Source organism: Pantoea sp. B270, assembly GCF_018726825.1.
GTDB classification, from domain to species: domain Bacteria; phylum Pseudomonadota; class Gammaproteobacteria; order Enterobacterales; family Enterobacteriaceae; genus Pantoea; species Pantoea dispersa.
Genome location: NZ_JAHCSX010000001.1, coordinates 3155302 through 3174366, shown reverse-complemented (window position 1 = coordinate 3174366; position 19065 = coordinate 3155302). Strand labels below are relative to the sequence as shown.

General features: G+C 59.9%; 19 protein-coding genes and 1 pseudogene. 11 read left to right on the top strand and 9 right to left on the bottom strand.

Features of this window, described 5'->3' with window-relative positions; translation table 11 throughout:
• The first annotated feature begins 110 nt into the window (after window positions 1-110).
• The 3 genes from pyrB to ridA all read left to right on the top strand — a co-directional run bounded on the left by pyrB (window position 111) and on the right by ridA (window position 1987).
• Complete coding sequence (gene pyrB, locus KOL70_RS15050; RefSeq protein WP_058770675.1) at window positions 111-1046, top strand: aspartate carbamoyltransferase; 936 nt, start codon at window positions 111-113, stop codon at window positions 1044-1046.
• An 11-nt stretch (window positions 1047-1057) separates the two neighbouring features.
• Window positions 1058-1522, top strand: a complete 465-nt coding sequence (gene pyrI, locus KOL70_RS15045; RefSeq protein ID WP_010615964.1) for an aspartate carbamoyltransferase regulatory subunit — start codon at window positions 1058-1060, stop codon at window positions 1520-1522.
• A 78-nt stretch (window positions 1523-1600) separates the two neighbouring features.
• Entirely contained in the window at window positions 1601-1987 is a 387-nt protein-coding gene (gene ridA / locus KOL70_RS15040; protein WP_010615965.1) for a 2-iminobutanoate/2-iminopropanoate deaminase, read from the top strand.
• 112 nt (window positions 1988-2099) lie between these two features.
• Here the strand turns inward: ridA and KOL70_RS15035 are convergent, their stop codons facing one another.
• Window positions 2100-4484: a beta-N-acetylhexosaminidase gene (locus tag KOL70_RS15035; RefSeq protein WP_215480837.1), complete on the bottom strand. Its 2385-nt coding sequence runs from the start codon at window positions 4482-4484 to the stop codon at window positions 2100-2102.
• A gap of 277 nt (window positions 4485-4761) precedes the next feature.
• Between KOL70_RS15035 and nrdD the strand changes: the two genes are divergently transcribed.
• Window positions 4762-6900 carry an anaerobic ribonucleoside-triphosphate reductase gene (nrdD, locus tag KOL70_RS15030; protein WP_215480836.1) on the top strand — a complete coding sequence of 713 codons (2139 nt, stop codon included), beginning with the start codon at window positions 4762-4764 and terminating at the stop codon, window positions 6898-6900.
• A pseudogene (nrdG, locus tag KOL70_RS15025) lies at window positions 6897-7361 on the top strand (anaerobic ribonucleoside-triphosphate reductase-activating protein); the annotation flags it as partial. The gene nrdD and the pseudogene nrdG, both read left to right, overlap by 4 nt.
• On the opposite strand, the gene KOL70_RS15020 reads toward nrdG, so the two are convergent.
• Window positions 7356-8390 carry a permease gene (locus KOL70_RS15020; protein ID WP_215480834.1) on the bottom strand — a complete coding sequence of 345 codons (1035 nt, stop codon included), beginning with the start codon at window positions 8388-8390 and terminating at the stop codon, window positions 7356-7358. The pseudogene nrdG and the gene KOL70_RS15020 sit on opposite strands and share 6 nt — an antisense overlap.
• A 237-nt stretch (window positions 8391-8627) precedes the next feature.
• Here KOL70_RS15020 and KOL70_RS15015 point away from each other — a divergent pair, with 237 nt between their 5' ends.
• The gene (locus KOL70_RS15015; protein ID WP_021507686.1) at window positions 8628-9149 is read left to right on the top strand and encodes a type 1 glutamine amidotransferase domain-containing protein; all 522 of its coding nucleotides are present in this window, start codon (window positions 8628-8630) and stop codon (window positions 9147-9149) included.
• 34 nt (window positions 9150-9183) lie between these two features.
• Here KOL70_RS15015 and KOL70_RS15010 read toward each other — a convergent pair whose 3' ends face one another.
• The gene (locus KOL70_RS15010) at window positions 9184-9597 is read right to left on the bottom strand and encodes a YhbP family protein (protein ID WP_058759569.1); all 414 of its coding nucleotides are present in this window, start codon (window positions 9595-9597) and stop codon (window positions 9184-9186) included.
• A gap of 77 nt (window positions 9598-9674) precedes the next feature.
• On the opposite strand from KOL70_RS15010, the gene KOL70_RS15005 reads away from it, so the two are divergent.
• The gene (locus tag KOL70_RS15005; protein ID WP_021507688.1) at window positions 9675-9962 is read left to right on the top strand and encodes a GIY-YIG nuclease family protein; all 288 of its coding nucleotides are present in this window, start codon (window positions 9675-9677) and stop codon (window positions 9960-9962) included.
• On the opposite strand, the gene KOL70_RS15000 is transcribed toward KOL70_RS15005, so the two are convergent.
• Window positions 9946-10452, bottom strand: coding sequence for a GNAT family N-acetyltransferase (locus KOL70_RS15000; protein ID WP_021507689.1), 507 nt, complete (start codon window positions 10450-10452; stop codon window positions 9946-9948). The two genes, KOL70_RS15005 and KOL70_RS15000, sit on opposite strands and share 17 nt — an antisense overlap.
• Window positions 10446-10970: an SCP2 domain-containing protein gene (locus KOL70_RS14995; protein ID WP_058759570.1), complete on the bottom strand. Its 525-nt coding sequence runs from the start codon at window positions 10968-10970 to the stop codon at window positions 10446-10448. The genes KOL70_RS15000 and KOL70_RS14995 overlap by 7 nt, the downstream gene beginning before the upstream one ends.
• Before the next feature lie 205 nt (window positions 10971-11175).
• Between KOL70_RS14995 and KOL70_RS14990 the strand changes: the two genes are divergently transcribed.
• From KOL70_RS14990 to KOL70_RS14980, 3 genes are all read left to right on the top strand, one after another.
• Window positions 11176-12171: a peptidase U32 family protein gene (locus tag KOL70_RS14990; protein WP_058759571.1), complete on the top strand. Its 996-nt coding sequence runs from the start codon at window positions 11176-11178 to the stop codon at window positions 12169-12171.
• Between the two features lie 9 nt (window positions 12172-12180).
• Complete coding sequence (locus KOL70_RS14985; RefSeq protein WP_058759572.1) at window positions 12181-13065, top strand: U32 family peptidase; 885 nt, start codon at window positions 12181-12183, stop codon at window positions 13063-13065.
• A gap of 116 nt (window positions 13066-13181) precedes the next feature.
• Complete coding sequence (locus KOL70_RS14980) at window positions 13182-14192, top strand: LLM class flavin-dependent oxidoreductase (RefSeq protein WP_021507693.1); 1011 nt, start codon at window positions 13182-13184, stop codon at window positions 14190-14192.
• Window positions 14193-14195: 3 nt separating this feature from the next.
• On the opposite strand, the gene KOL70_RS14975 is transcribed toward KOL70_RS14980, so the two are convergent.
• Window positions 14196-15110, bottom strand: a complete 915-nt coding sequence (locus KOL70_RS14975) for an AraC family transcriptional regulator (protein ID WP_215480833.1) — start codon at window positions 15108-15110, stop codon at window positions 14196-14198.
• Between the two features lie 181 nt (window positions 15111-15291).
• Here KOL70_RS14975 and KOL70_RS14970 point away from each other — a divergent pair, with 181 nt between their 5' ends.
• Window positions 15292-16038 carry an SDR family NAD(P)-dependent oxidoreductase gene (locus tag KOL70_RS14970; protein ID WP_021507695.1) on the top strand — a complete coding sequence of 249 codons (747 nt, stop codon included), beginning with the start codon at window positions 15292-15294 and terminating at the stop codon, window positions 16036-16038.
• A gap of 65 nt (window positions 16039-16103) precedes the next feature.
• On the opposite strand, the gene KOL70_RS14965 is transcribed toward KOL70_RS14970, so the two are convergent.
• From KOL70_RS14965 to nlpI, 3 genes are all read right to left on the bottom strand, one after another.
• Complete coding sequence (locus tag KOL70_RS14965; RefSeq protein ID WP_058759574.1) at window positions 16104-17999, bottom strand: DEAD/DEAH family ATP-dependent RNA helicase; 1896 nt, start codon at window positions 17997-17999, stop codon at window positions 16104-16106.
• Window positions 18000-18015: 16 nt separating this feature from the next.
• On the bottom strand, window positions 18016-18072 hold the full coding sequence (gene yrbN, locus KOL70_RS23810) for a protein YrbN (RefSeq protein ID WP_098053093.1): 57 nt from the start codon (window positions 18070-18072) through the stop codon (window positions 18016-18018).
• A gap of 105 nt (window positions 18073-18177) precedes the next feature.
• Window positions 18178-19062, bottom strand: coding sequence for a lipoprotein NlpI (gene nlpI, locus KOL70_RS14955; RefSeq protein WP_021507697.1), 885 nt, complete (start codon window positions 19060-19062; stop codon window positions 18178-18180).
• Between the last annotated feature and the right edge of the window lie 3 nt (window positions 19063-19065).

Below are 19065 nucleotides of genomic sequence, written 5' to 3'. Positions count from 1 at the left end.
CCTGAATGCAGGCGGCGCACCTGTTTCTTTCCGTCATTCATCGATCGCCAGAAAGCCCCTGTAAAGGGGCTTTTTTTTGTCCGCAATCCGGCAGCGCAGAGGAGAGAGCTATGGCCAACCCGCTATATCGCAAGCACATTATTTCCATCAACGACCTCAACCGCGATGAGCTGGAGCTGGTGCTGCATACCGCCGCCCAGCTGAAAGCCCATCCGCAGCCGGAGCTGCTGAAACACAACGTTATCGCCAGCTGCTTCTTTGAGGCCTCAACGCGCACCCGCCTGTCGTTTGAAACCGCGATGCACCGGCTGGGCGCGTCGGTGGTGGGATTTGCCGACGGCAGCAACACCTCGCTGGGCAAAAAAGGGGAAACCCTGGCCGATACCATCTCGGTGATTGGCACCTATGTGGATGCCATCGTGATGCGTCATCCGCAGGAAGGGGCGGCGCGGCTGGCCACGGAGTTTTCGGGCGGCGTGCCGATCCTTAACGCCGGCGACGGCGCCAACCAGCACCCGACGCAGACGCTGCTCGATCTGTTCACCATCCGGGAAACCCAGAGCCGCCTCGATAACCTCAACGTGGCGATGGTCGGCGACCTGAAATATGGCCGCACCGTGCATTCGCTGACCCAGGCGCTGGCGAAGTTCAGCGGCAACCGCTTCTACTTCATCGCACCGGATGCACTGGCGATGCCGTCCTACATCACCGATATGCTGGATGAACAGAACATTGCCTGGTCGCGCCACGACAGCATCGAAGAAGTGATGCCGGAGCTGGATATTCTCTACATGACGCGCGTACAGAAAGAGCGTCTCGATCCCTCAGAGTATGCCAACGTGAAAGCGCAGTTCATCCTGCGGGCGGCCGACCTGGCCGGTGCGCGCGATAACATGAAGGTGCTGCATCCGCTGCCGCGCATTGATGAGATCACCACCGATGTCGACAGCACGCCGCACGCCTGGTATTTCCAGCAGGCCGGCAACGGCATCTATGCCCGCCAGGCCCTGCTGGCGCTGGTACTGAATAGCGAACTGGCACTGTAAGGAGCAGAACGATGACCCACGATAACAAATTGCAGGTTGAAGCCATCAAACGCGGCACGGTGATCGACCATATTCCGGCGCAGGTCGGCTTTAAGTTACTGTCACTGTTCCGCCTCACTGAAACCGATCAGCGCATCACCATCGGCCTTAATCTGCCGTCGGGCGAGATGGGACGTAAGGATCTGATCAAAATCGAAAATACTTTTCTGACCGATGATCAGATCAATCAGCTGGCGGTGTACGCGCCGCACGCCACGGTGAATCGCATTGACGAGTATGAAGTGGTGGCGAAGATCGCACCAACGCTGCCGGAACGCATCGAGCGCGTGCTGACCTGCCCCAACGGCAACTGCATCAGCCGCAGCGAGCCGGTGTTCTCCAGCTTTGCGGTGAAGCAGCGCGATGACGATGTGCACCTGAAGTGTAAATACTGCGAGAAAGAGTTCGCGCGCCACGTGGTGCTCGGTCACTGGTAATCGCCCGTTTCCTCCCTATAATGGGGCGAACATTTTCGCGGCGGGCAAGGGTTCGCCGCGCATGCCTAAGGAGAAACAATGTCTCGCGAAATCAGTACTGAAAAAGCCCCGGCAGCGATTGGCCCGTACGTCCAGGGCGTGGATCTCGGCAGCATGATCATCACCTCCGGCCAGATCCCGGTCGATCCGGCCACCGGTGCGGTTCCGGACGATATCGCCGCGCAGGCGCGTCAATCGCTCGAGAATGTGAAGGCGATTGTGCTGGCCGCTGGCCTGCAGGTGGGCGACATTGTGAAGACCACCGTGTTCGTCAAAGACCTGAACGATTTCGCCACGGTCAACGCCACCTATGAAGCGTTTTTCACCGAGCATCAGGCCAGCTTCCCGGCGCGCTCCTGCGTGGAAGTGGCGCGTCTGCCGAAAGACGTGAAGATTGAGATCGAAGCCATCGCGGTACGTCGCTGATTTAGCTGTCATCATTCACACAGCATGCAGGGGGCGTATCCGTGCGCACCTGGCGTGATCGCCTGGTCGTCATCAATGATGCCCCTGCATAGTTCGTGACTTCCGATCTTCCCTATCTCGACGATCGCAGCAGTTTCTCCAGCGGTCGCACCAGCGCCAGCACCGTTTCATCCTGCACCTGCGCCGCCGCATCCAGCTGGGCGTGCATCTGCGCCACCTCGCCTGCGCCGTAGGCCTGGTTACGCTCCAGCGCATTCACCAGATCCAGCCCCATCCGGCTCAGCTCTGCGACCTGGCGCACCTGCGGCTGCAGTGCTTTCAGCTGATAATTGCCCAGCACCAGCGGCATCACCGCATCGCTGTTGCGCTGCCAGCGCTGCAGCTGATGGCGCAGGGCGCTGGCGGCAGCATGATCGCCGCGATTGGCAATCAGCGCATCCACCTGCTTATCCAGCAGCCGCACCGGCTCGCTCTCGGCCGGCAACACGTCCGCCAGCCGGTTCAGCGGCTCAAAATAGTCATAATGCCCGGCCTGAAACTTCAGGTGCTGGCGGGTGTAATACTGCGCCGGTTCCAGCACTTCCGCCAGCACGCGCAGCGGAGTGATATCGCTGCTGTTGGCCAGCCGCATCATCTGCACCTCGGCCTGCTGATGCTGCTGCAGGCCGACCGACACCGTCCCCCAGCGATCAATCGCGCTGAGCCGCTGGTACATATTCTCGCTGTCGGTCACATCCTGCGCCGACCACAGCCGCTCCGCCACCACAAAGGCGCGCGGCCACAGCCGCGTATCAATCACCCGGCTATTCACGTTCTCCGCCCACAGCGCCGCTTCACCGCCCAGCAAATCACGCTGCAGCTGAGCGGGCGTGGGCAGTACCGGGGCAATACCGGCCGGTATCTGCGCCAGCCTGCTGCCTGTGGTCGGATAGCGCACGTTGCCCACCAGCACGTAGCCGGTCAGGCTGTCACGCGTCAGCGTCACCACCGGCTGAAACGGCCCCATCCAGCTGTCGACGCTGAAGGTCAGCTGCGTCGGCGACAGCCAGCGAATATCGCTGACCTGGCGTCGCGCCTTGCCGCTGAAATCGATAAAGCCGCGCCAGCCGTTTTTGCTCTCAATCAGAGTGAAACTGCCCTGCACCGCGCTGCCTTTCAGACGCGGCATAGTGAACTGCCAGCTTTGCGCCTGATCGTCGGCGCGCAGTTGATCGACGCCGTTCAGCCCCTGCGGCCAGGGATCATTGCGATAGTGATACGCGGCGCTCTGCGGCTGGTCGAGATAAAAACCGGTGGAAAGAATGCCGCGATACCCCTGCTTTACCACTTCGCTCAGCGCGTCCTGCCCCTGCCACGACTGAATCACAATACTTTTCGGCAGGTCGGGATGGTACACCTCATCCCAGCCAAGCATGCGCCGCTGATGCGCGGCGAGAATCTTCTCAACTCGCTGGTTGAACCACGCCTGCAGCGCATGGGCGTCCTGCAGGCCGTGGTCGCGCATAAACTGCTGAATCTTCGGTGAGGCGTTCCACTGACTGGGATCGACTTCATCCCCACCGATGTGAATGTAGGGATCGGGAAAGATCGCCGCGACTTCGCCAATCAGCGTATCGATAAAGCGAAACACCGCTTCATTGCTGGGATCGAGCAAGGGTTTAAACCCCCCCCAGCCGCGCTCCATGGCATATGGACCCGGCGCGCTCATCAGCTCCGGCATCGCTACGGCCAGGGCAGAAGCATGGCCGGGCAGATCGATTTCCGGCACCACGCGCACGCCGCGCTGGGTGGCATAGTGCACCAGCTCGCGCATTTGCTGCTGGCTGTAGAACAGCCCATCACTGGCCTGCAGCTGCAGCTGCGGATAGTGACTGGAAGCAAAGCGCCAGCCCTGATCGTCGGTCAGGTGCCAGTGGAACACGTTCATGCGCGCCGCGGCGATACCATCAATCTGCCGCTTGAGGGTTTCCAGCGGCAGGAAGTGGCGCACCGGGTCGATCAGCACGCCGCGCCACGGGAAGCGCGGCCGATCGTCAATGGTGACAAAGGGAATTTGCGTGCCGCTGGCGGTGTTGGCGATCAGCTGCAGCAGGGTTTCCATGCCGCGCATCGCGCCAAAACGGGTTGGTGCCTGCAGCAGTACGCCACTGCTGCTGACCTCCAGACGGTAGCTTTCGTCGCTGTCCGGTTGCGGTAGCGGATCGACCGCGTCGGCAATCCGGATCTGAATGGCGGGACGATCGCTGGCCGGGCTGGCGGGCAACAGCGCCCAGCCGGTTTGCCGCGCAATGCGGGCGCGCCAGCGCGCTTCGGCCCCTTCCAGATGATCGCCGGTGATGTGCAGCGAAAATTGCGGCGTCAGGGTAAACGCGCCACCGCCTGCGGGCTGCGTCACCTGCTGTGGCCACGGCATCAGTGGCAGATCGCCTGCCGGTGCGGCCTGCGTGGAAAACGTCAGGGAACACAAAACGGCCAGCAGCGTACGGGGCAGAAGCATGGTGGGCATCCTTGTAAGGCAAAACGATGGGCCGGAAATGGCGCAAAACGCTCATTAAACCTGTTTCGCAACGCAAAGCAAGTTGCAACCGGCTGAAGTTTGTGCGGCTTAAAACTTTTCAGTGTAGCGGCTGTTGACCACTGCACGGCTTTCAGGCGCTGGCCGCGCTTCTTTGCGACAGGTCAAAAACAGTGCGATTAATTCCCTCTGAAACACCACATGTTGCGATTACACTCCTTAAAATTATCTACATGTAGTTTTCAGCGGAGAAGGGAAGATGGCAACGGTAGTGATTAAGCGTGACGGCTGCAGGGTGCCGTTTGATGCCCGGCGCATTGAAGCTGCAGTGCGGGCCGCCGCGCAGGCCGCCCAGGTTGACGACCTGGCCTGGTGCACGACGGTCGCTCAGCAGGTCAGCGCGCAGCTGGCAACCCAGGCTGAAGTCGATATTCGTGACATCCAGTGTGCCGTGGAAGAGGCGCTGATGAGCGGACGCTGGCCGCAGCTGGCGCGCGCCTATATTGAATACCGTCACGACCGCGATCTGGCGCGCGAGCAGCGCGGCAAGCTGCACCATGCCATTCGCGGCCTGGTGGAACAGACCAACGCGGCGCTGCTCAACGAAAACGCCAACAAAGACAGCAAAGTGATCCCGACGCAGCGCGACCTGCTGGCCGGCATCGTGGCCAAACATTATGCCCAGCAGCAGTTGCTGCCGCGCGATGTGGTGCTGGCGCACGAACGCGGTGAGATCCACTATCACGACCTCGACTACTCCCCCTTCTTCCCGATGTTTAACTGCATGCTGATCGATCTGCACGGCATGCTGACGCACGGCTTCAAAATGGGTAACGCCGAGATTGAACCGCCAAAATCCATCGCCACCGCCACCGCGGTGACGGCGCAGATCATCGCGCAGGTCGCCAGCCATATTTACGGCGGCACCACCATTAACCGCATTGACGAAGTGCTGGCGCCATTTGTCACCCTCAGCCTCGAAAAACATCGCCAGATTGCCCGCGAATGGCAAATTGCTGACGTGGAAGCTTACGCGCACGCACGCACGGAAAAAGAGTGCTACGACGCGTTTCAGTCGCTGGAGTACGAGGTTAATACGCTGCACACCGCCAACGGCCAGACGCCGTTCGTCACTTTTGGCTTTGGCCTCGGCACCGACTGGGCGGCGCGCCTGATTCAGCAATCGATTCTGCGCAACCGCATCGCCGGGCTGGGCAAAAACCATAAAACCGCAGTGTTTCCTAAGCTGGTGTTTGCCATTCGCGAAGGCGTCAATCGCCGCGCCGGCGACATCAATTACGACATCAAACAGCTGGCGCTGGAGTGTGCCAGCAAGCGCATGTATCCGGATATCCTCAACTACGACAAAGTGGTGGAAGTCACCGGCTCGTTTAAAACGCCGATGGGCTGCCGCAGCTTCCTCGGCGTATACGAGGAAAACGGCGAGCAGATTCATGAGGGCCGCAACAACATCGGCGTGATCAGCCTCAACCTGCCGCGCATTGCGTTAGAAGCCCAGGGAGACGAAGCCCGCTTCTGGACGCTGCTGGATGCACGCCTGGCGCTGGCGAAGCGGGCGCTGATGACCCGCATTGCCCGGCTGGAAAAAACCAAAGCGCGCGTCGCACCGATTCTTTATATGGAAGGCGCCTGCGGCGTACGGCTCAACCCGGACGACGAGGTGGGCAAGATCTTTCGCAACGGCCGCGCCTCGATCTCGCTGGGCTATATCGGTCTGCATGAAACGCTTAACGCGCTAAGCGGCAACGCCGTGCATCCGTATGATGCCGCGCATCTGCGCGCAACCGGCGTGGCGATTGTGACGCATCTGCGCCAGGCGGTGAATGCGTGGAAAGCGGAAACCGGCTACGGCTTTAGCCTGTACAGTACGCCCAGTGAAAACCTGTGCGATCGCTTCTGCCGCCTTGATGCCGCCGAATTTGGCGTGGTGCCGGGCGTGACCGACAAGGGCTATTACACCAACAGCTTCCATCTCGACGTAGAGAAAAAGGTCAATCCGTACGACAAAATCGACTTTGAAGCGCCCTACCCGGCCATCGCTAACGGCGGCTTCATCTGTTACGGCGAATACCCCAACATTCAGCACAACCTGCGGGCGCTGGAAGATGTGTGGGATTACAGCTACGACCGCGTGCCCTATTACGGCACCAACACGCCGATCGATGAGTGCTACGAGTGCGGCTTCAGCGGCGAGTTCAGCTGTACCAGCAAAGGCTTTACCTGTCCGTGCTGCGGCAATCACGATCCGGCGCGCGTTTCGGTCACGCGCCGCGTCTGCGGCTATCTTGGCAGCCCGGATGCGCGGCCGTTCAACGCCGGCAAGCAGGAAGAGGTGCAGCGCCGCGTCAAACACCTTGATACCGGACAGCTGGGATGATGCACATTCATCGCTACTACGATGTGGATATCGTGAATGGTCCCGGCACGCGCTGCACGCTGTTTGTCGCGGGCTGCGAACATCAGTGCCGCGGCTGCTACAACCAGAGCACCTGGCGGCCTGACTCCGGCGTGCCGTTTACGCTGGCCATGGAGGAGCAACTGATCGCCGATCTGCAGGATCGCCGCATTCCGCGTCAGGGGCTGTCGCTGAGCGGCGGCGATCCGCTGCATCCGTACAATGTGCCGCATATTCGCCGGCTGGTGAAGCGCGTGCGCCGCGACTGTCCGGATAAAGATATCTGGCTGTGGACCGGCTACACCCTGGCGGAGCTGACGGCGGCGCAGCGTGAAGTGATTGCGGAAATCGACGTGCTGATTGATGGACGTTTCATCGAAGCGGAAAAAGATGCGCGGCTGCTGTGGCGCGGCAGCCGCAATCAGACTATCTGGTATCTACGCCAGCCACAGCGCGAGGGTGCCGAGCAGCATGCCGCTGACGGCCACGCCGCAGAAGGCGATCCACAGCGCGCGCGGTGGGAACGCGCGATGCAGCATCAGTAGCGACGGCACGCTGACCGCGGGCAGCGTCACCAGCAGCGCCAGCGCCGGTGCGACGCCCATGCCCGCCAGCATCATGGTTTGCACGATGGGGATTTCGGCGGCGGTCGGGATCACAAACAGGCAGCCGGCGATGGCCATCAGCATCACCCAGAACAGCGTATTCCCTACCGCGCCGTCCGCGTGCGGAAACAGCCAGACGCGCGCGGCGCCGAGCAGCAGTACCGCCACGATGTAGAGCGGAATGGTGTTACAGAACAGCCGCCACATCACGCGCAGCCAGCGCGTCACAAACCGTTCATGGCTTTCTTGCGGCAACAGCGGCGCGGCAACGGCGGTTTCCGGCACGCTGCGCTGCACCAGCATGGCAATGCCCAGCACCATCACCCCACCCGCCACCAGCCGAATGGCGGCAAACTGCCAGCCGAGCACAAAGCCCATAAACACCAGCGTTGCCGGATTGAGCAGCGGATTCGCCAGCCAGAACGCCATCGCCGCGCCGCTTGAAACCTGCGCCTGACGCAGGCCGACGGTAACTGGCGCGGCACAGCAGCTGCACATCATGCCCGGCAGGCCAAAACCGGTGCCGACCAGCGTGGCCCCCAGCCGGTTGCTGCCCATCAGGCGCAGCAGCCAGCGGCGCGGAATCAGCACCTGCACCAGCGAGCCCAGCATCACACCGAGCACCGCGGCTTTCCACACCGCGAGAAAATAGACCATGGCGTAATCCAGCGCGGCGCGCCACGGCGAATCTGCGGCATTGGCAAGAATAGAGCGGCCGATGGAATGGGTTTCTGCGGCGGTGAAGGCTTTGCCATAGTAAGGCTGCCATTTAACGTACCACAGGCCGATAAGCACCACGGCGAGGAACAGCAGCGGTTTCCACCAGGCGAAGCGGGCCGCTGGTGCAGGTGAGGCGAATTGGGTCATGACCGGTTCCGTATTCAACTGAATAACGTATGCCGCGCGGAGGGCGCGACGCAGATCCCACAGTGTTATTCAGGTTATGCCCGTGTGCCAGCGTCGTCACGCTTAAACTTGATCTGTCTCCGGAATTTAACCAATCCCGCCTGTGCCGGCTGGCTTGCGTTTCCGCGCTCAGGGTCCAGACTTGTCTGTTGAAACGTGTCACGCACAGCAGGTGCGTGACCAGCAAGGAGGAGAAAGATGAGCAAGAAAATAGCGGTTCTGATTACCGATGAATTTGAAGACTCAGAGTTTACCTCACCGGCCGAGGCCTTCACCAAAGCGGGCCATGAAGTGGTCACCATTGAGATGCAGGCGGGCAAAACCGTGAAGGGAAAACAGGGCAAAGCCGAAGTCAAAATCGACAAGGATATTGACCATGTCAGCCCGGCCGAGTTCGACGCGCTGCTGCTGCCCGGTGGTCATTCGCCTGACGCGCTGCGCGGTGACGATCGCTTTGTCACCTTTACCAAAGAGTTTGTTGCCAGCGGCAAACCGATTTTCGCCATCTGTCACGGTCCGCAGCTGCTGATCAGCGCGAACGGCGTGCGCGGTCGCAAAATGACCTGCGTGAAAGCTATCGCCATCGATCTGCGTAATGCCGGCGCGGACTTTTACGATAAAGAGGTGGTGGTTGATGATGACAAGCTGGTTACCAGCCGCACGCCTGAAGACCTGCCCGCGTTTAACCGCGAATCCCTGCGCATTCTGAACGCAGCGTAAGGCGGTCGCCCGGTGCGCCTGCGCGCGTGCCGGGCTAACGCTGCCAGACAATCTTTTTGCCAAACCCCAGCGCGTTATCGGTCATTTTCAACTCATCCAGCGTAATTTCCCACAGCGGCGCGGTGACTTTTTTTGCCACCGGAAAGCGCGACTGATAGGCCTTCAGCGCCTGCGCCTCATCGGTCAGTTGTATACGCCCGCGATACTGCACGCCTTTAATCAGCAGCACCGTTTTCGGCTGGCCGTTCACCGTGCCGGCAACGCGTGGATGACGCGCCATCAGCGCGCCGTGACGCGTATCGGCTTCGGTCATCAGCCAGAACGCCATACGCGCTTCATCGAACACGTAGAAACAGTTGGCGCACCATAGCGCATCGCCGTCGCTGGCACACAGCGACAGCACGTGCTGTTTTTTCAGATAGCGAATCAGATGAGAATGGTCAGACAAGAGCAACTCCGTGCGTTGATAGCGATGCGGCCGCAGGCGCGTTACACTGCCCGCCAGCACATGAACGAGGTTTGTAAATGGAACAGGGCTGGCAGCTATATATGCTGCAAACCGCCGCCGGGATGCTTTATACCGGCATCACCACTGACGTCAACCGCCGCCTGCAGCAGCACCAGCAGGGGCGCGGTGCCCGCGCGCTGCGCGGCAAAGGTCCGCTGACGCTGGTGTTTCACTGCGCGGCTGGCGATCGCGCGGCGGCTTCCCGGCTGGAGTATCAGGTAAAACAGCTGAGCCGGGCGCAGAAACTGCTGCTGGTTGCCCAGCAGCCGGCCTGCTTAACGGCGTGGTTTAGTCGATACGATTGAAAGGTGCCGAGAAGGCGATCAGCCCTTCTGCCCCATCGAACGCATCGTCCGCCAGTTTATACACCTGAAACGCCGCTTCGCTGCCGGGCCAGCGGCAGTGCAGGCCGTGACGCGCCGCCGGTTCAAAGCCGAGCGGATTGTAAAACTGCGGATCGCCCAGCACCACCACGGCGCTGTAGCTGAACTCATTGAGCGAATCGAGCCCTTCATACACCAGCTGTTTAGCAATGCCCTGACTGCGCACCGAGGCATCAACCGCCAGCGGCGCCAGCGCCACCCAGTTACGATCCTCGCCCTGCAACGTCACCGGACTGAAGGCGGCATAACCCAGCACCTGGCCTTCGTCATCGGTGGCCACCACGCCCAGCGTGAGTAAACCGTCTTCACGCAGCTGCTGTACCAGTTCCGCTTCGGCTGCGGTGGCAAAACTGCGCTTTAACAGGCTGTCGATGCCTGCCGCGTCCACACCAATTTCAGTACGAATCAACATGAGATCCCCGCGCGCGCCTCAGCGGCCTTCGCGTCCTGTGTCATTCCTGCCTCAACAAAAGCAGCCAGCTGCAGCAACCCCGTGCGCAATGGCGTGGGCATGGCGTCCAGTTCTATGGCATCCATCAGATTCTTCACCTCCAGTCCCAGCTCCGTGTCGCCCTCAATCACCAGACGGCGCTGAAAGAACAACATATCGGGGTCGGCTTTGCGTGCTGCTACCAGCAGCAGATCGTTGGCTTCGCCACGAAACCAGACATCTGCTTCGGCGTCGCGCGAAACGGTCAGGCGCCCGTCCTGCAGCGTGGTGATCCAGCGCAGATTGACGTCCGCGATCTCAATGCCGAGATAGCGCCCTTGCAGAAAGTCTAACTCACCTTCAGCCAAAGCATGACGAAATTGCCAGTTTAGGAGTTGTTGCAAAACCGTTTTTTTCACGGCGAATGGTGTTAGCGACACCGGTAAAGCGAGGAATTCCGGCCCTTTTTCAATTAACAGGCCGCGTAAGCGTGCGAACATGCGCTGCACTCCCTTGAGAAAATTTTATCTATATTGCCACATCCGTCGGCTTTCACCTCAACCGGGATCAAGGAAATCGCCCCGTGTCTGTGCGAAAATTCTCCATTCCGCCCTGGCAATCCCGCTTTCACTGCCTTAAATCAACATTGCTGCACCTGCGCTTCCTTACACTCAACGGCGTTCAGAATCCGGGGGAGGAAATTGTATGGAACTGCTGTGTCCGGCGGGGAATTTACCTGCGCTGAAATCGGCGGTGGAGCACGGCGCTGACGCGGTGTACGTCGGCCTGAAAGATGACACCAACGCCCGCCACTTTGCTGGCCTCAATTTTACCGATAAGAAACTGGCAGAAGCCGCGCGCTTCCTGCATCAGCACCGGCGTAAACTGCACGTGGCGATCAACACCTTCGCCCATCCTGACGGCCTTAACCGCTGGCAAAGCGCCATTGACGTCGCCGCACAGAACGGTGCCGATGCGCTGATTCTGGCCGATATCGCCACGCTGGAGTACGCCGCCAGCCGCTACCCGCAGGTTGAACGTCACCTGTCAGTGCAGGCGTCCGCCACCAATCTGCAGGCCATTCAGTTTTATCACCGCCACTTTGCGCTGAGTCGCGTGGTGCTGCCACGCGTGCTGTCGATGCACCAGGTGAAGCAGCTGGCGCGCGAAACGCCGGTGCCGCTCGAAGTATTCGCCTTTGGCAGCCTGTGCATCATGGCCGAAGGCCGCTGCTATCTCTCGTCGTGGCTGACCGGCGAGTCGCCGAACAGCGCGGGCGCCTGTTCACCGGCCAAATTTGTGCGCTGGCAGCAGACGGCACAGGGCATGGAGTCGCGCCTGAACGAAGTACTGATTGACCGTTACGCCGCCGATGAGAGCGCGGGCTATCCGACGCTGTGTAAAGGACGCTACGAGGTGGATAACCAGCGCTATCACGTGCTGGAGGAGCCCACCAGCCTCAATACCCTGGCGCTGCTGCCAGAGCTGCTGCGCGCCAATATCGCCTCGGTGAAAATTGAGGGACGCCAGCGCAGCCCGGCCTATGTGGCGCAGGTGGCGAAAGTGTGGCGTCAGGCGATCGATCGCTGCATGGCCGATCCGCAACAGTTCACGGTGCAGGCGCCGTGGATGCGCGCACTCGGTGAACTTTCTGAAGGCAGCCAGACCACGCTTGGCGCCTATCACCGCGACTGGCAATAAGGAGACCGTATGAAATACGCCATCGGCCCGGTGCTGTGGTACTGGCCAGCCGCTACGCTGGAGCAGTTTTACCAGCGCGCCGCAGAGAGCAGCGCAGAGATTGTCTACCTCGGCGAAGCGGTGTGCAGCAAACGCCGCGCCACTGCGTTCAGTCAGTGGATGGAGATGGGCCGCACGCTGGCGGCCAGCGGCAAACAGGTGGTGCTGAGCACGCTGGCGCTGCTGCAGTCGCCTTCCGAAGTCAAAGAGCTGCGCCGCTATGTTGAAAACGGTGAGTTCTTACTGGAAGCCAACGATATCGGCACCGTGAACATGGCGGCAGAGCGCAAACTGCCGTTTGTCGCCGGTCCCACCCTGAATGTGTATAACGCGCAGACGCTCCAGCTGCTGCTGCAGGAGGGCATGACGCGCTGGTGCATGCCGGTGGAGATGTCACGCGACTGGCTGATTCAGCTGTTGCAGCAGTGCCATGACGCTGGCCTGCGCGATCGGTTTGAGGTTGAAGTGCTCGGCTATGGCCATCTGCCGCTGGCGCTGTCGGCGCGCTGCTTTACCGCGCGTTCCGAAAACCGTGCCAAAGATGATTGCCAGACCTGCTGTATTGATTATCCCACCGGACGCCGCGTGCTGTCGCAGGAGGGCCAGCAGGTATTTGTCCTCAACGGCATTCAGACCATGAGCGGCTACTGTTACAACCTTGGCAACGATCTCGCCGGTATGCATGGCTGGATCGATATTGTGCGCCTGTCGCCGCAGGATGAGAGCACGCTGGCACAGGTTGATCGCTTCCGCGCTAACGAAGCGGGTGAAGCGCCGCTGATGATGGCGCGCGGCAGCGACAGCAACGGTTACTGGCGCCGCCTGGCCGGAATGGCGCTGGATAGCGGCGGTTAAAGGCACATTCCGGCTATATTCCTGCCGTTATTAGCAGTTTTAATATGGGTAATGATGCGTAATACTGACTGGTGCAGGTTTACTTATCACCTGCGCCATCCTTTGCTGGAGTACCCATGTCTGAGAAGAAAACTGTTCGCCTGTCCGTGCTGGATCTGGCCCCCATTCCGCAAGGCTCGTCTGCGCGCGATGCCTTCCATAATTCGCTGGCGCTGGCGCGTCAGGCTGAAGCCCTTGGCTTTCATCGCTACTGGCTGGCCGAACACCACAACATGACCGGCATCGCCAGCGCTGCAACGTCGGTGCTGATTGGCTATCTCGCCGCTAACACCGAAACGCTGCGCCTCGGCTCCGGCGGGATCATGCTGCCTAACCACGCACCGCTGGTGATTGCCGAACAGTTTGGCACCCTGGAATCCCTCTACCCTGGCCGTATCGATCTCGGACTGGGCCGCGCGCCCGGCTCCGATCAGCGCACCATGCTGGCGCTGCGCCGTCATCTTTCGAGCGCCCAGGCCGACAGCTTCCCGGAAGATGTGGCCGATCTGATCCGCTGGTTCGATGCCGAAGAGGGCGAACATCCGCCGGTGCAGCCGGTGCCCGGCCTCGGGCTGAAAATTCCGGTATGGCTGCTGGGTTCCAGCCTGTATAGCGCACAGCTGGCGGCGCAGCTTGGTCTGCCGTTTGCCTTTGCTTCGCACTTCGCGCCAGACCTGCTGTTGCAGGCGCTGCACCTGTATCGTGAAAAATTCCAGCCCTCTGCGCGTCTGGCAAAACCTTACGCTATGGTGTGTGTCAACGTGGTGGCGGCAGACAGCGATCGTGATGCGCGCTTCCTGTTCACCTCGATGCAGCAGCAGTTCATTAATCTGCGTCGCGGCAAGCCCGGCCCGCTGCCGGCGCCGGTGGAGAACATGGATAACCTGTGGTCGCCGTCCGAACAGTATGGCGTGCAGCAGGCGCTGAGCATGTCGGTGGTGGGCGATAAAGATAAAGTGCGCCACGGCCTTGCCGCGCTGCTGCGCGAAACCCAGGCGGATGAGATCATGGTCAACGGCCAGATTTACGATCCGCAGGCGCGCCTGCGTTCGTTCGCGCTGGCGATGGAAGCCGCACGCACGCTGTAAGCCTTACTGCGGTGGGGAGAGTCCTTCCGGCCCCACCGCCATCTTGCGCACATCGCGCGCCGGTGACTGGCCATAAAAACGGCTGTACTCCCGGCTGAACTGCGACGCACTCTGATAGCCTACCCGATAGCCCGCCGTCCCGGCATCCAGCTTCTCAATCATCATCAGCCGGCGCGCTTCGTTGAGCCGCAGCTGCTTCTGATACTGCATCGGCGTCATCGCCGTAACCGCTTTAAAGTGATGGTGCAGCGATGAAATGCTCATGCCAACGCTGCTGGCCAGCTGATCCACCTTCAGCGGCTGATGAAAGTTTTCGCGCAGCCAGCGCGCCGCGCGCGCCACTTTGTTGCCCGGGCGCTCGGTCAGCGCCATGTTCAGAATGCGCGGCCCTTCCGGCCCGGTCAGCAGGCGATAGAAAATCTCCTGCTCAATCAGCGGTGCCAGCGCGGCGATATCCTGCGGCTGATCCAGCAGCGCCACCAGCCGCATCACCGCATCCACCAGCGACGGCGCGACTTTATGGACGGTAATGCTGCGTTCAGGGGCAGCGCTGCCAATCTGCTGCGGCGGGAAATGCTCCAGATAGCGCAGCAGGCGCGCTTCGTTGATGGTGATGCCGACGCCAAGACAGGGTTTCTCTGGCGTCGCCAGCACCACGCAGGACTGCACCGGCATGTCCATGGTGACCAGCAGCAGATCGCCCGGCCCGTAATGCATCACATCATCGCCCATGCGCAGTGCTTTCTGGCCCTGGGCCATCAGCGCAAACCCCGCCCAGCTGGCAATATGCGCCAGGCTGGAGGGGTGCGAGCTGCGGCCAAAAGAGAGAAAGTCAATCGCGCTGGCGGTACGCCCATCCTGCTGCGCGTGACGGGCAATCATCGCCACCAGCTGCTGCCACTGTTCCTGATGAATCATGCGTTATGCACTCCGCGATGAAAAATCACTGAATCCCCATTCTTACCTGCCGATGCGGTTGCGCCTAGTCCCTGCGCCACAGATTTGCAGGATCGTGCAAAAAGCTTGCAGGATTGCGCTACCGCACAAAGCGGCAACAGCGCATGCTTTACTCACCCGAAATCTCAGGTGGAGAGACACAATGCAAGCACTTGAAGGCAAAATTGCGCTGGTGACGGGCGCGTCGAAAGGCATTGGTGCCGCCATCGCCATGACTTTCGCCGCGGCCGGCGCCCGGGTGGTGGTGAATTATCGTCAGGATGAAGCGGGCGCGGCGGATGTGGTGACCGATATCTGCGCGCTGGGAAGCGACGCCATCGCCGTACAGGCCGATATATCCCGTGAAGCTGACGTGCAGCGCCTGTTCGCCAGCAGTATTGCGCAGTTTGGCGCGCCAGACATCGTGGTCAACAACGCCGGCATGTTTCACCATGGCGACTTCGCCAGCCTCAGCGTCAGCGACATGCAGCAGCAGCTCAACGTCAATCTGCTCGGTACGCTGCTGGTGTGCCAGCAGGCGGCGCAGCATTTTCCGGCGCGCGGCGGCTGCATCATTAACCTCAGCGCGCTGAACAGCCAGCGTAGCCTGCCCGGCTCGGTGCTGTGGTCAGCGACCAAAGGCGCAATCGATACCTTAACGCAGGGGCTGGCACGTGAGCTGGGCCCGCGCAATATTCGCGTCAACGCGCTGGCACCGGGGATCATTCTGACCGAAGGGCTGCTGGCAGCGAAAAAAATGAATGCGGAATTTAAAGCGCAGCTGATCGCGGCCACGCCGCTGGGGCGCTTTGGTCTGCCGGAAGATGTGGCGCAGGTGGCGCTGTTCCTGGCGTCGGAGGAGTCGGCTTATGTTACTGGTGAGCGGGTGCTGATTGCCGGCGGCGTGTAAAGTCCGCATTACAGACATAAAAAAAGGACGCTTGCGCGTCCTTTTTATTTTTAAGCGATTAACGCTTATGCATCACGGCGACGTGGTGCAGCTGCGCCTTCGTCGCGACGTGGGCCACGGCCACCTTCACGACTGAAACGTCCGCCTTCACGACCGCCTTCGCGACGCTCAGAGAAACGACGCGGTGCGCCACCTTCACGGTTGCCACCCTCGCGGTTACCACGACGCTCGCCACCGAAGTCACGACCACCGCTACGACGCTCGGTGCGCTCGTGTGGCTGTGCATCGCCCAGCAGCTGCATATTCATCGGCTTGTTGAGAATACGCGTACGCGTGAAGTGCTGCAGGACTTCACCCGGCATGCCTTTTGGCAGCTCGATAGTGGAGTGAGTACCAAACAGCTTGATGTTACCGATGTAACGGCTGCTGATGTCGCCTTCGTTAGCAATCGCGCCCACGATATGACGCACTTCAACACCGTCATCACGGCCCACTTCAATGCGGTACAGCTGCATTTCGCCAACGTCACGACGTTCGCGACGTGGACGATCGCCACCTTCGCGGCTGTCACGGCTGTCACGACGTGGACGGTCGCCGCCACGCTCATCGCGATCGCGGAATTCACGACGCTGTGGACGTGGTGCATCCGGTGGCAGAATCAGTGGACGTTCGCCCTGCGCCATTTTCAGCAGTGCAGCGGCCAGCGTTTCCATATCCAGCTCTTCTTCTGGCTGCATTTTAGCCAGCAGCGCACGGTACTGATCCAGATCGCTGCTTTCCAGCTGCTGCTGAACTTTGGCAGCGAACTGCGCCAGACGACGCTGACTCAGCAGCTCGGCGTTAGGCAGCTCAACTTCCGGAATAGTCAGCTTCATGGTGCGTTCGATGTTGCGCAGCAGACGACGCTCGCGGTTCTCAACGAACAGCAGCGCACGGCCAGCACGACCCGCACGACCGGTACGGCCGATACGGTGCACATACGATTCGGCATCCATCGGGATGTCGTAGTTAACCACCAGGCTAATACGCTCAACGTCCAGACCACGGGCCGCAACGTCAGTCGCGATCAGGATATCCAGACGACCGTCTTTCAGGCGCTCCAGCGTCTGCTCACGCAGCGCCTGGTTCATGTCACCGTTCAGCGCGGCGCTGTTGTAGCCGTTACGCTCCAGCGTTTCTGCGACTTCCAGCGTGGCATTTTTGGTGCGCACGAAGATGATGGCAGCATCAAAGTCTTCCGCTTCGAGGAAACGCACCAGCGCGTCAGACTTACGACCGTAAGCGGTCCAGTAAGACTGAGAAATGTCCGGGCGTGTAGTGATGCTGGACTGGATGCGCACTTCCTGCGGATCCTTCATGAAACGCTTAGTGATACGGCGAATCGCTTCCGGCATGGTTGCAGAGAACAGTGCGGTCTGATGACCTTCCGGGATCTGCGCCATAATGGTTTCAACGTCTTCGATGAAGCCCATACGCAGCATTTCATCGGCTTCGTCCAGTACCAGACCACGCAGGCTGGACAGGTCCAGGGTACCGCGTTTCAGGTGATCCAGCAGACGGCCCGGGGTACCAACCACGATCTGTGGACCCTGGCGCAGTGCGCGCAGCTGCACGTCATAACGCTGGCCACCGTACAGGGCCACGACGTTAATACCGCGCATGTGTTTAGAGAATTCTGTCATCGCTTCAGCCACCTGAACCGCCAGTTCGCGGGTCGGCGCCAGCACCAGGATTTGCGGTGCGCGGACAGAAGGATCAACGTTGTTCAGCAGCGGCAGCGAGAACGCTGCTGTTTTACCACTACCGGTCTGCGCCATACCCAGCACATCACGGCCCGCCAGCAGGTGAGGAATACACTCAGCCTGGATTGGCGATGGCTTAACGTAGCCCATACCGTTCAGTGATTCGAGGATGTCGGCGTTCAGGCCCAGATCAGCAAAAGTGGTTTGAATATCAGTCATGTAGTACACGTGCCTCTTAGATTGCGGCGGCCAGTCTACATAACTCGTCGTGAAAACTTTCAGTCATTTTCATCAAAAAGTGTGAACCGGCTCAAATTAGAAGTTTTGACGAACAGAAAAGCCCTCACCTGTTCAGGCGATGACTTTACGGGTAAATCAGGCAATAAAAGTTCGTCAGCTATTGCTGGTCAGATTCTGATAAATCGTCTTGTGTCTGGCCGAGTTGCGCCAGTTCCAACAATGCGTATCGGTGTTCAACAAAGTTATTGACGTTGTTGGCCACCGCCAGTTTGAACAACGCTTTCGCGTCGTCCTTCTCCCCCAGACTTAGGTAGTACTTACCTAAATAGAAGTTGGTTTCACTGAGATGTTCAGCGAGCGAGGTGTTATCCGTTGCGTCCGCCTTGAGACGTTCCATCAATGTTTTTTCACTGATGTCGCCCAGGTAGAACTCGACAATATTCCATCCCCATTGGTCCTTAGCCGCCTTGTCGTAACGCTGTTGTAGCGTCACTTTTGCCTTGTCGGCATCCATCTCGCGTTCAACGAGGTAGAGCCACAGGCTGCGGAACGGATCGTTAGGATCGTCTTGATAAAACGCCAGCAGATCATCTTGCGCTAACTTGTATCGACCGCCGTAATAGAGGGCGATACCACGGTTTAAATGCGCATAGTTGTAAGTTGGATCAAGCTCAAGTACAGAATCAAACGCTTCATAGGCAGCATCAAAATTGCCTGCCTGCGTTAAGTAAATGCCGAGATAGTTAAACACTTCCGGCATATCCGGTCTGATAGACAGCGCTTGCGAGAAATCGTTTCGCGCTAATGCCCTCAGACCCAAACTATCATACAACACTCCGCGCTCATATAACAGCTGTGCGCGTTCATCATCGGTCAGGGCCCGACTGGCAAGAATTTGTTCCATTCGCGCCAGAATAACCTCTTGCTGCAGTGTGGGCTGCAAAGGTACTGCCAGAACTTCGTTCTTACGCCAATTGGAGTTGCTGCATCCTGCCAGCGTGATAGCTGTCGCAACAAAACACCAGCGCAAAAAAGGCTTCATTTC